Annotated in this window: 8 protein-coding genes; all 8 read right to left on the bottom strand. The window is 48.6% G+C overall.

The window, feature by feature from the left end; all coding sequences use genetic code 11:
• Positions 1–14 precede the first annotated feature (14 nt).
• The 8 genes from GA0116948_RS04720 to GA0116948_RS04685 all read right to left on the bottom strand — a co-directional run bounded on the left by GA0116948_RS04720 (position 15) and on the right by GA0116948_RS04685 (position 12763).
• Positions 15–1430 (bottom strand): PKD-like family lipoprotein, encoded by a 1416-nt coding sequence (locus GA0116948_RS04720; RefSeq protein ID WP_089709452.1) that lies wholly within the window; start codon positions 1428–1430, stop codon positions 15–17.
• 19 nt (positions 1431–1449) lie between these two features.
• Positions 1450–2286: a DUF4843 domain-containing protein gene (locus GA0116948_RS04715; protein WP_165798407.1), complete on the bottom strand. Its 837-nt coding sequence runs from the start codon at positions 2284–2286 to the stop codon at positions 1450–1452.
• Positions 2287–2296: 10 nt separating this feature from the next.
• On the bottom strand, positions 2297–3763 hold the full coding sequence (locus tag GA0116948_RS04710) for a RagB/SusD family nutrient uptake outer membrane protein (RefSeq protein ID WP_089709450.1): 1467 nt from the start codon (positions 3761–3763) through the stop codon (positions 2297–2299).
• A 12-nt stretch (positions 3764–3775) separates the two neighbouring features.
• The gene (locus GA0116948_RS04705; protein ID WP_089709449.1) at positions 3776–7333 is read right to left on the bottom strand and encodes a SusC/RagA family TonB-linked outer membrane protein; all 3558 of its coding nucleotides are present in this window, start codon (positions 7331–7333) and stop codon (positions 3776–3778) included.
• Positions 7334–7471: 138 nt separating this feature from the next.
• Positions 7472–8509, bottom strand: a complete 1038-nt coding sequence (locus GA0116948_RS04700; RefSeq protein ID WP_089709448.1) for a FecR family protein — start codon at positions 8507–8509, stop codon at positions 7472–7474.
• Between the two features lie 83 nt (positions 8510–8592).
• Positions 8593–9177: an RNA polymerase sigma factor gene (locus GA0116948_RS04695; protein WP_089709447.1), complete on the bottom strand. Its 585-nt coding sequence runs from the start codon at positions 9175–9177 to the stop codon at positions 8593–8595.
• 183 nt (positions 9178–9360) lie between these two features.
• On the bottom strand, positions 9361–11619 hold the full coding sequence (locus GA0116948_RS04690) for a peptidase domain-containing ABC transporter (protein ID WP_205686093.1): 2259 nt from the start codon (positions 11617–11619) through the stop codon (positions 9361–9363).
• Complete coding sequence (locus GA0116948_RS04685) at positions 11597–12763, bottom strand: HlyD family secretion protein (RefSeq protein WP_089709445.1); 1167 nt, start codon at positions 12761–12763, stop codon at positions 11597–11599. Before GA0116948_RS04685 ends, GA0116948_RS04690 begins: the two co-directional genes overlap by 23 nt.
• Positions 12764–12790 lie beyond the last annotated feature (27 nt).

The following is a 12790-nucleotide window of genomic DNA, read 5'->3' as shown; positions in this document are numbered from 1 at the left end:
ACTTATCTGTTTAATCAATTGTTTAACACCAAAATATCTGTAGGCGAGCCTACAATATTGGTAATGGTTTTGGATACATCTCCATTATGGCCGGTAGATAGGTTCAGGTAACTGAGCTTGCCCGGGGTGCCTACTACCAGGGTAGCACCACTGTCCATTATTTTCAGCAGGGAGATGGGCTGACCATCAAAGTCGGTAGCCAGTTTGGTGAGAAATTTATTGTCCAGGTTAAAGCTGTACACCGCACCGTTAGAGGAAAAGTACACGATGTTTAGTGGAGAAGATGTCCACAGCGTGGTGGTAGTTACCAGGCTATCTCCTTTAAACCTGGTGGAAGATTCCGGTGCCAGGTTAGGGTTAGCGTCATTAAAACCTATACCGAAACGCAGCTCTTTTTTCTTGCCGGCGCTATCTACGATGGCATAACACTTATCATCGCTGAAGCGGGTGAGGTACACCATGTCCATTTTCAAGTTTTTAGGATTAAAGGAGGTATCGCCTATGGGAATGGTGTAAGTGGTATCCAGGTAGGTAATGCCGCCGGCAAAGCGTACAAAACGTTTTTTATCTACATCGAAACCAAGCTGGTAACTGTCTGTTTGGATAAAATGTGCAGATATATTGTACCCTGCACCCACCGGTGTGCCCCAGGTACCGTATGCCGGGAACTGCGGTGCAGTGTACAAATAGGCCCAGTAAACCTTACCACTGAAAATGCCGGTTACGGTGCCGGAATTGGTTTCATACAGGCCTTGTACATTAAGTGCAGGCGGAGGCCCAAAGAAGTTTTGGGCAAAGGTGCGGATTAGCCCCATGGTGGAGGAGCTGATTTGCAATGCGCCGGAACCATCTCCAGTGTAACGTATATAAAATTTATCAACGGTGGCGTTGAGATAATTGTGGTTGAGCGGCCCGGCCAGTTGTGCACCGCCTGCTGGCAGCGGTGTAGGATTGAACTTCGTATAGATGTCCGACTCCAGCGAATCTTTGGGTGTGAGGAAGGATAATACAGAGTGGTCTGTAACAGTACTCAGGATTAAAGTGCCTTTGCTGAATTGCGTGACGCCCTTAATAGAGAAGGTTTGAAAATATTCCTGGCCATTGTTATTATCGGTAATGGTAAGCCGGGCATTATACGTACTGGCACCCAGTCCAAACAGCATCCGCAATGCGTTGCCATCGAAGTTCAGGCTTTTCAATTGTTCCGGCACATCTATTCGCCAGTGCAGGGAATAGTTATTGGGGCCGGTATTGACAGTAATTGAAGGATTTATAATCAGGCTATCTCCTAGCACCACGGTATAGGTAGTATCCAGCCCGGTAACTGTGGGCGAGGGAATGTCCTTGTAATTATAATTGCTTTTGTCTTTTGCGCAGGCGGCCAGCAGTAGCAGTCCGCTTACTAAAATATATAATGGCTTTTTTTTCATGTTCGCTGATTAGGGATGACTAAATCGGGTTGCCATTCTCATCGTGGAAGTGATACCCAATTCCACTGGCATCTGGCGAGAGCAGGTATTTCTTTTCCGGTGAATATGTTTTATAGAAATTGTAAGCGCCCCCGTCTGTAACTTCCAGTGTAAAGTCCAGTGCCGGATGATCTCTTACAAAAGAGAATGGATCTTGCAGGAAGGAAGTGAAGGTGCTGAGTGCATACATCATAGCGGGTTGGTTATTGAAATCCGCCGGTGGTGTCATCACCGTAACCCCCGTGGTGAGGATAAACAGTTCATACTTTACGCGGGAATACTCGCCCAATTGCCCCCACATATCCCACCATGTGGGTTTGGTGAGCATATTGGAGAAGATAATTTTGGCCACGTTATAGGAAGAATCTGTTACGGTGAAATCGCTGGTGGGTACCAACTGAATTCTTATGCGTACCTGTTTGCTATGTAGTGCCGTATCATTGGCATAGAGATATACAGGAACATGTACCATGCCGGAATCTGCGGGCATGGTGTACTGGGTTTCCAGGGCCTTGAAATGCAGCCCGGATATGGCGGTGGTAGCGGTATCTACCAGCGCTAGTTTAAAGTAGCGGTCCTTGCTCATACGATCGCCGGAAATGCGCACCGGCAATAAGGCTGTATCCGTGAGTCTATCAGGGGTAAGGGCAAAGGAAAACACCAGGCTATCTACCCTCGAAGCATCTGTGCCGGTAGAGTCACTCCAATCGAAATACACGCCAGGGGTAGACGTATAAAGCGATTTGATCGTATCTTTTTTGCAAGCGCTCATAACAGCCGCTGCACAGATCATTCCGCATATTAATAGTTTCTTCATCAGGTGAGTTTTATCTGTTAGCGTAAGTGAGTTCATCATCCGGGAAAGGCCATGTCATGATAGCAGGGGTAGCCGCAATGGGCGTACCTGCCACGCTGATGATGGGCATATTTAACCGCTTGTACATGTAAAATATCTGACCTTCACCGATAAATTCCTTACGGGCTTCTTTAGTGAGTGCCTGGAGAAATTCGTCTTTGTTGGTAGTTTGCAGCGAGTCGCCGATATTACGGTTAAAGCGAACTGTATTGTAATAGTTGCAGGCGTCTGAAGGGCTTTGATCGAAAGTAGCTTCTGCGGCGATGTAGTACATTTCGCTGAGGCGGATGGCCGGTACCATCTGGTCGTACAAGTTGGACGTTCCATCCCGGTAGTACTTCATGAGTTTATAGAAAGGGGTAGCACCTGCCTGCACCTGCACCCAGGTTTTGTAACGCAGGTCATTACCTCCCGCCGACGTGCTGGCTTCGAAGAGATTATCGCCACCCGCTATCGGCAGGTAAAGGCCTGTTGTATTCTGTCCCAGCAATTGGTCCAGCGAGTAGCTGGCATTGGGCGCATAGATGCCGAAGATAATTTCCTTGTACATGATCCAGTCGCGCAGTTGGGTATTGGCGTTTACCACATCGCTTTGTGCGGACCAGGGGAATTTATTTGCATTGATTACTTCCAGTGCGTTGCTCAAAGCATTGGCATAGTCGCCGGCATAGAGGTATACACGGGCCAGCTCACCGCATACTGCGTAATAATTGATGTGGGTGCGGCGAAACTGGTGAAAAAGTTCCGGATCGGTATTTTCCGTGGCGGTATCCACTTTGCCATACCCTACCTTATAAGATTTGTCCACGATGGGGTCTATGCCTGCCAGCAGGTTTTTGGCATCTGTAAGGTCTTTGGTGACCATGGTCAGTACTTCACTGATCTTGTACAGGGGTGAGGCATCGCGGGTAAATTTGGTGGAGTAAGGAACACCCTGCCCGTCTGTTTTGTTGTAATAAGTATTGGCAAATAGCCGAAGCACATCGAAATGGCAGAAGCCGCGCAAGGCCAGTGCCTCGCCTTTGATCAGGTTATAGTTAACCCCCTTAAACAAATTCTTCTGCACATCTATATGTTCCAGCAGGTTATTGGCATTGGCGATTACAGCATAGTAACCTTTCCATATGCTATCTTTCCGGTTGATGAATGATTGGTTCTTGTAATTATACAACTGGCTTTGACGGTATCCGTTATTGTCTGTCAGCGGGTCGGCGTAGAGGCTTTGTCCTACAGCTTCCAACTGGCCGGCGGATAATTCGCGGCCAAACATATCTGTGGTGGCCATTTTGCTGTACATACCGTTGATCGCTTCCTTAAAACCATCTTCGGTATTAAAGAGTTCGTCTGCGGATATCTGTGTCTGGGGTTTTACATCCAGCCATTTTTTGCAAGAGGCCAGTGACCCGATCAGGAGTATTGCTATGAATATTTTCTTCATCACATTTGCTATTTAAAACCGGGTGGATAATGAGCATGTAAAGCTGCGTGCAAATGGGTATTCTATACCTCTCATTTGCTGAACATTAGACCAGTAAGACAAGTCGTTCATGTTAAAGGAAAAGCGCAGGGACTTCATTTTCAGGCGGCTATATACTTTGGTCGGGGCGTCCCAGGAAGCATAGAGGGAGGACCACTGTATTTTGTTTTCCCGCTGTACAAAGCGCGAGGTAGTCTGTGTCTGCGACAGGTCGGCGATGTCTTTGAAGAAAGTGTGATCGCCGGGTTGTTTCCAGCGGCTGGTCAATGCGCGAATGTCTACGTTCTGCCGGGGATCGGCATTTTCCACCATGCGTTCCAGGGTTTCATTGTACACGTCTGCACCAAAGCTGGCGGAGAAACGGGCTTCCACCATGAAGTTTTTGTACACCGCACTGATGCCGAAGTTACCACTCACTTTAGGCAGGTTATCGCCTACGGGTACGGTTTGAGTTACGTCGTACACATACGTGGTGGTTTTACCGTCCTTATTGAGGTAAATTTCTTTACCCATTTCCGGATCAATCCCTAAAGATTTCACTGCATAAATGGTACTCATAGAGCGGCCTTCCTGGTAGCGCTGCAACGGCACGGAGCGCAGGGCAGAGTCACTGGAATGTTTGTTCACCAGGTCGTTGTAGCTTTTCAGGGAATTGGAAAGCTTAGTGAGGACGTTGGTGTTATGAGCCAGGTTGGCAGACAGGTTCACCGACCAGGTGCGGGCCCGTAGAATATTGGCGCGCAGGTACAGTTCATAGCCTTTATTTACCACGTTACCAATGTTCTCTTTATAACTTGTAAAGCCGGTAGAAGGGGCCACATTCATATCATTAATCAGGTCTTTAGTGAGCTTGTAGTAGTAGTGTGGCGATACATACAAGCGGTCGTGAAAGGCGCTCAGTTCCACGGTACCTTCGTAGTTGGTTGTACGGGACCATTTCAGATTTTGATTGCCATAGGTGGTAAATACGGCCCCTACACCGGTAGCATACCAGTCATTCACATAATAGTCGTACGTGGTGTTAGACAGGTAAGCGGGAAATTCATCGGAGCCGGTAACCCCCATGGTGCCTTTGATCCGGAGTTGGTTAATGGCGGAATTGCGCAGGAACTTTTCATTATGCAGATTCCAGCCCAGGCCTACTGCACCGAAGGGCGCAAAGCGGGCGTTGGCTCCAAACTTAGAAGAGCCGTCTACCCGCATCGTTGCGTCCATCAGGAAGCGGTTTTGGTAGGAATAGTTACTAGAAGCGAGGAAGCCAATAAGGCGGGTTTCTTCCACATATCCTGCGGGCGCTTTTTCCCCATCGTCTGTGCTATATTCCCGTGCAAAGGTAAGGCCGGTGAAACGGTCGTTGGAGAAGCCCTGTGCTACGATATTACGCTGGTCGTATTTAGTAGTCTGTATATTGGTACCGAGCGAGAAGTTCAGGGCATGTGAGCCATTTATCAGCTTGTTGTACATGGCGGTCAGCGACCCGTCTACATTTGTTTCTCCTGTTGTGGTATAGTAATATTTACCCCGGTCTTTAATCCTGTCCGAACCGTAGTAGTAAAACTCATTTGCCAGCGGAGACACAAACTTGTCGTTCGAGGAATTGCGTTTGGTTACGGAGATATTGCCAGATATTTTCAGGTTGGGGGATGGATTGTATTCACCGCCAAAGTTCTCGATAAATTCCAGGTACTGGCTTTTGTTAAAGCTGCTGGTGTGTGCATCCCACAGTGGGTTCAGGATGGTACTGGAATTGGGTGCGTTGCCAATATTGGGGTCGCGGAAATTCCATTTGTCCACGTTCTGCAGTAAGCGGCCCAGGCTATCTGTTTTAGGATAGTAAGGGTTCATCAATACATAGTCGCTAAAGCGTACATAAGGCCCAAAGCTGCTGCCATACGCATCGGCGCTGGAGCCATAGGGCGATTCCTGACTCTTCATCTGGGTGAGCATGAAGTTATTGCGAAACAGGATTTTGTTGTTCTTAATGCTATAAGAAAGGGTATTGCCAATGTTGGCCCGGTTGCGGCCAGAGTTTTTCATTACGCCGGCATCTGTTTGGTAGCGGCCATCCATGCTGTAGCGCAGGTCATGGGTACCACCGGATAGGCTTAGGGAGTTGTTATGACTGTAAGCGGTGGCTACCGGTTGGGCTATCCAGTCGGTATACACGCCTGCCAGCACGTTACGGCGTTTGTTGTAATAGTCCTGTTCAAGGGCATCCGGATCATCAACGTTGTTGGATTTATAAAGGCCGGCCTCTTTTTCATATTCCAGCTTCTGGGCAGCATTCAGCAGGTGATAAGCCGTAAGGTCTGGAGTAGTAACGCCCAGCATATAATTATAAGTAACTTCCAATTGCCCTTCTTTAGGTACGCGGGTTCGGATCACCACCACCCCATTTGACGCGCGGGAACCGTAGATAGCCGTTGCCGCTGCATCTTTCAGCAGGGTAATGGTTTCGATACGGCTAATGTCGAGATCAAAAATAGTTTCGATGCCTACCTGGTAGTTGTCCAGGATAAACAAAGGCAGGTTCGTAACATTATTAAGTTGTGCGCGGGAAAGCGCGCTGGCAGTACCGGAAGATACAGCCGAAGTGGTACCCCGCACGTTTACGGAAGGCAGAGCATTGGGGTTAGACCCGCCTACATTATTATCCACGAGCTTAAAAGAAGGATCGTAGGAGGCAATGCTGCTTAGCAGGTTAGTTGGATTAAAACGTTTTATTTCTTCTGCGGAAATTACGATGGCAGAACCAGTATAACTGTCTTTATTGAGCTTCTGATAGCCATTCACCACTACATCTTTTAAAGATTGGGCGTCGGTAAGTAGTTTAACGTCTATTTCGCTATGGCTGCCTGCTTTAATTTCCTGGGATTTATAGCCGATGTAGCTAAACACCAGTACCGCATTGACGGGTACATTGTTAAGGATAAATTTACCCTTTTCATTACTCTTCGCGCCATTAAAGGTGCCTCTCACCACCACGGTTACGCCGGGCAGGGGAAGGCCGGATTCCTCTGTAACCTGGCCGGTAATGGTTCGCCCATCTTGCTGGATTTTTTCCAGTTGTATAGGCACCGTATTACCAGCTACAGTTGCGGTGGGTACTTCCTCCGTAGTGCTATTAATGGTTGGTTTTTGGGTAGGTTTCTGTTTATCCCTGATTTTATAAATAATGAAGTCGCCCGCATTAGCTTCTTCTGCTTCCAGGCCCAGTGGGAACAGGAAGCTGTTCAAATAATCCACGAGCCGCTGGCCATGGTGTATTCCTGCGGGTGCCCGCAACTTCACGCCATGAATGGTATTACCGGTGTAATTGATACGCACTTTATACTGTTGCTCCAGGGCAGCCAGCACTTTTTTCAACGGTAATTGCTGCCCATTTTCCTGCGTATTATTCCGCATGCCCCAGGTTGCGTTGGGATTTTGTAGAAGCCGGCTGCTGGCCGACACCCGCGTTGGTCCGGATAATTGGATCAACAATGCCAGCGCCAGGCTACTGCCTAATCTTCTGGCGTAGAAATCTACCATAGCTATTGATTTTGGTTGGTGGTGTTATAAGAATAATTCAAACGATGATTATTAGGCATAGTAAGCCAGCCCCCGTTGGAGGAATGTTTTTTGGTTGACATGACAAAACCGACTTTGCTTTAGTTGTTCCTGGTGATGTTAATTACTACTGATCCTGTAAGTGTTTGTTGAAGTTTGCGCTATCTTAACATCGAAAGAGCGGGAAAGCGTTTTAAAAAATACGTCTACATTATCCAGAGGAATACTTCCCGTGAATGTTTGATTGATAAGACCTGTGTCTGATGATTCTATGGTAATGCCTATATTTTCCTGTAGCACACGGATTACTTCTGGTATAGGTGTATCATTGAAATGCAACACCCTGCTTTGCCAGGAAGAATAATCGCCCGGGTTTACTTTTTTACTGGCCAGTTCCGCGGTGGCGGCAGAATACGTTACCATATCACCTGGCTTCATAGTAATAGGCGCTTCGTGCGTGGCTGCTTCTCCATTTAATAATAATTGAACAATCCCTTTATTTAACACTACCTGGGTCTTTATCCGGCGGGTGTTTACATTGAATTCGGTACCTACTACACGAATATCTACATCATTGGTATGTACAATGAATGACTGATTATTTTCCTGGTGGGTAACGGAGAAATAAGCTTCCCCGTTTACCCACACTTCGCGTGCTTTGCTGCTGCGCCAGCGGCTGGCATAGCGCACGGATGAATTTACGTTGAGGCGTACCATGGAGTGGTCTGGTAGTTCAATGGTTTTGAGTTCGCCCATGGCAGTGTGGTATTCTTTTTCGCGCACGCCCAACAGTTGCCAACCAATCATTACAGCAATGGCTACACCGGCAACTACGGCGGCATAAGACAACCAGCGGCGGCTTAACCCGGGGCTACGCATGGTTACCACACGAGCCGGAAAACGGCCCGTAAGTTCGGCCTCCTGAATAGTATCGGTAATCCGTGCCCAGGTTTCTGATTCGGCATGGTCTGGCACCTGGCTGTGGGCATGGATGGCGCGCAGCACTTCCGCTGCTTCCAGCAATTCTGCTTCCTGTTCCGGGTGCTGCTGCCGCCAGCTGGCCCAGAAGGCTTCAGCGGATGCGTCATTTTCCAGCACCCACTTGCGGAAAGCGGGAAGTTGTAAGAATTGGTTGGTTGCGTTTTTGTTGGATGCCATTATAGATACTTAACAGATAAAGCAAAAAGTGATCAAAATCTTAGCGTCTTTTCCCTCATTTTTTCAGAAAAGATTGATTTTTCTTATATAAGCCCTATTAGCAGTAGGAAAAAGCTGATAATGAGCAATTGATCGCTATGTTTTTTTAGATAATTCAGTGCTTTGGAGAGTAAAACATAGGTAGAATTTAAACTGAGGCCCATAATATTAGCCGTTTGCTGGGGGTCCAAGCCTTCGTAAAAGCGCAGGTAAAGGATCTCCTGTTGGCGACGGGGTAGTTGGTCCAACACACGGTTTAGTTTTTGGCGTAGTTCCTGGTTAGCCTCCTCTCCAATGAGTACCTCTTCGGGGGAGTGTGCTTGCAACAGATCGGTATTGGCGTTCCGCAACCGGTCCGACAGCCGTTGTTGCTCGCCAGTAATCTTTCTTTTCAGGCTAGCTAGCAGGTAGTATTTAATATTGTCTGTGGGGGAAAGGCGCTCCCGGCTTAGCCAGAGCGTAACGAAGATATCGTGAATGCAGTCTTGCACCAGGTTTTCATCTGGTGAGATCTTCATTCCAAAGCGGAAAAGGGAACCGAAACAGGTTTTATAAATGAAAGCCAATGCATCCCGATCGCCTTCCATCAACTTGCTCCAAAGTACTTTATCAGGCAGGCTGGCGTACAAATTCTCCGGATTTTAGTGTGGCCAATGTGTCTATTATCGTTAAAGATAATTACCGGGAAGATAGTAAACAAGGGAATCTGTTGCACAAAAGGGTGTAAATACTGCCCCTATTATGACGCGCCCATAAAGCACCAGGATACGTCACAAAATCGTTATAGCTGGCCTTTCCGCATATTATCATTCCTACACCTTATCTATGTTTTCCTCACTTTCAGGTAGTTCCCGTTTTATCCTGGGTTTTTTCAGCATTTTACTGATCATGGGAAACTGGGCTTCCCACATTTGGTAGTAGGCACCCTGCCGTTGCAACAACGCATCGTGGCCGCCTTCCTCCAGCACTTTGCCCTGCGACATCACCACAATTTTGTCTGCATGAATAACCGTGCTAAGGCGGTGAGCAATGAGTACAATGGTTTTGTCGGCAGCCCTCAACTGCTGTATGGCGTGTTGGATATGCAGCTCGGATTGAGAGTCCAGGGCTGCTGTGGCTTCATCCAGGATCAGCACCTCTGGTTCCTTATACAGGGCGCGGGCAATGGCAATGCGCTGGCGCTGGCCGCCAGAAAGGGTGGCCCCGTGCTCACCAAGGGGTGTATTAAATCCCTGGGGCAGGCGCTCAATAAAATCCAATATCTGGATATCGTGGCAAATGCGTACAATCTTTTTTACGTCTGGCTCAAAATCGCCCAGGGCAATATTTTCTATCACATTGCCGGCAAAGAGGTCTACCTGCTGGGGTACCACGCTTACATAACGGCGTAGAGAATCGGTGGTGAGGTAGCGGATGTCGAACTCACCGATCATTACGTTACCAGCCTGTAAAGGATAAATATTTTGTAGCAGGGAAAGCAGGGTAGTTTTGCCGGAGCCGCTTTCGCCCACCAGCGCGGTAATGCGGCCCCGGGGTATGTGAAGGTTAAAGCCTTCAAACACGTTAACCCGGCTGCCATAACGGAAAAACACATCTTTAAAACGGATATCGCCGATCATATCCGGTGTAAGGGCAGTTTTATTTTCCATAGATTCGCGCTCCAGATCCATGATCTCAAACAGGCGGTCTGCGGCAATGAGGGCGTCCTGCATGGTTTTATTCATGCCGATAAGGCCCGCCACCGGCCCGGTAAAGTAACCGATGAGGGAATAAAACGACAGCAGTTCACCCGGTGTAAGCAGATTTTGAATAACGAAGCCTGCGCCTACCCAGAGTAATAAAATGGTGAAGGCACCGGTTACAAAACTGCTGGAATTGCCGATCCACAGACCATTCTGGCTGGTGCGGTAAATGGTTTTGAGTACCCGGATAAAACGGGTTTCTGTTTTCAGGTTGGCATATTCTTCCACGCCAAAACGCTTGATAGTACCTACCGATTGCACCGATTCTACAAATTGCGCCTGCAGGTCGGCGCTTTCTTCCATGAGCTTGCGCTGGGTGTGTTTATTCACCTTGTTAGAAAAATAGTAGATCAGCCCATATAACGGTACAATGGCAATGAGCATCAGCGCCAGCTTCCAGTAGTAGGTAAACATCAGCGCAAAGGAGAAAAACAGGATGAAAATATTCACCGCAAAACTCACCATCACTTCGTTCAGGAACACGCGAATTTTCACCGCATCATTCATCCGCGAGATGATCTCACCCACCCGCATGTTGTCGAAAAACTGCTGGGGCAATCGCAACAGGTGTTTGTAATAACCGAGGATAAGGCGAGCGTCTATTTGCTGGCCAGTTTTAATGGTGAGTACCGTACGCATATGGTTAATGCAAAGTCCCACCACCAGCAGGGCAACCATGATAATGCCCATCAGGTTTAGCAGGTTGCCGTTGCGATCGGGCAGTACATGGTCGATGATCTTCTGTAAAAAAATTGAGGTGGACAAGCCCAGCGCGGTGTATACAATGGCGCCAAACATTACCTGTAGCAAGGTACTGCCATGTGGGCGCAGGAGGTACCAGAAGCGGGCGGCTACCGGTACTTTTTCATTTCCTTCGGTGAAGGCCTCGCCGGGGGTGAGCAGCAGCAGTACGCCCGTCCATATTTTCTGGAAGGCTTCTGGTGTGTAGGTATGCATTTGTCCGTCTGCCGGGTCCATCACCTGTACCCCGTTAACCTTTACGGCATACAGCACTACGTAGTGATGCAGGGTTTGGTTTATAATGACATGGGCTACGGCGGGCAGGGGAATTTCCTTTAAACATTCATAGGGTCCGCGAATGGCCTTTCCCTTAAACCCCAGCCGGTTAGCAGCGTCCAGGAGGCCCAGCAGGCTGGTACCCTTCTTGTCTGTACCTGCATACTGGCGGATGCGGGCCAGTGGCATTTGCAGGTGGTAATAGGCCGCTATAGAAGACAGGCAGGCGGCCCCGCAATCGGTAAGGTCATGCTGGCGGGCCAGCAGGCGGCGGGAAGATTTCCAACGGCTAGTTAAGGGCAGTTTCATCATGTTGCAGGTTAGGATTCAGCCAATCATCGGTTTTATCGTAGAGCAGTTGATAGAGGGTACGTTTGGTAACATGAAAGCGCACCTGTGCCGTCATGCCTTTTTTCACCACGCCTTTGTAACCACTGTGTAGTTGCAGGAAATCGTGTTCCAGGGCGCAGCGTACTTTAAAATAGGGCTGGCGGTTGTCCATAAACACATCGTTGGAAATGGCCACCACCCTGCCGCCCAGCAGGCCCCATTCGTTATAGTTATAGGCGTCTATCTGCACATTCACCGGCGTGCCTTTGCGCAGCAGGCCAATGTCTTTGGGCATTACATATACTTCGGCAATAAGGCCGGAATCTGGCGATATTTCGCCCAGTTCTTCATTTACGGCTACATAACTGCCGGCCTGTATGCCCTTGAGTTGCTGCACCGATCCGCTGGTCACAGCGCGTACGGTGTAGTACTCTTTCTCATGGGTATACATACTTTGTTTGGCCTCAATTTGCTGGTATTGCTGACGGATGCTGGCCAGTTCGCCCTGCCATTCGCTGAACTGCTGTTCGCGCGATAGTTGCAATTCGCCGGCGGTATTCTGTAGATCGGCCTCGTACTTTTCATATTCGGCGGCAGCTACTACCTTCTGGTCGAAGAGGGTTTTATAGCGGGTATAGCTGCGCTTTACTTGTGCATACCGCTGCTGCAGCTCCGCCATTTTTTGCTGGTAGGTTTGGTATTGCTGTCGGTACAGGGTACTTTGCAAGGCGCCGCCATGGCCATTTACCAGCTGCTCCAGGTCGTGGAGCTGGGCTTGCAGATCCTGGCTTTGGGCGTTTACCAGCATGGTTTGTTCATCTACGGCGTGAGAGCGGATCTTAAAAAGTACCTGCCCTTCCTGCACGTGCATATTTTCTGTTACAAACAACGAATCGATGCGGCCTTCCACGGGTACGCGGATCACGCTGCGCTCGTTGCCGGCGCGCAAAATGCCGCTACTATGTACACTTACCTCCACGCGGATAATACACATGGCGATAAAAGCTGCTACCAGTAAGGCTAAGATTGTTAAGTACACGGCACGAGACCGGGTGTGGTATTGTTTAAAATGATGTTCAGCGGTGAAGCGCACAATTTCATGCGGAAAGATCTGGCGGGTAGACATATGGCATCGATATGGGAAAGACCAAAA

The sequence above is a fragment of the Chitinophaga costaii genome, from assembly GCF_900094705.1.
GTDB lineage: Bacteria > Bacteroidota > Bacteroidia > Chitinophagales > Chitinophagaceae > Chitinophaga > Chitinophaga costaii.
Note: the sequence above shows the minus strand (reverse complement) of the source record. Positions and strands in the feature narration are given on the sequence as shown.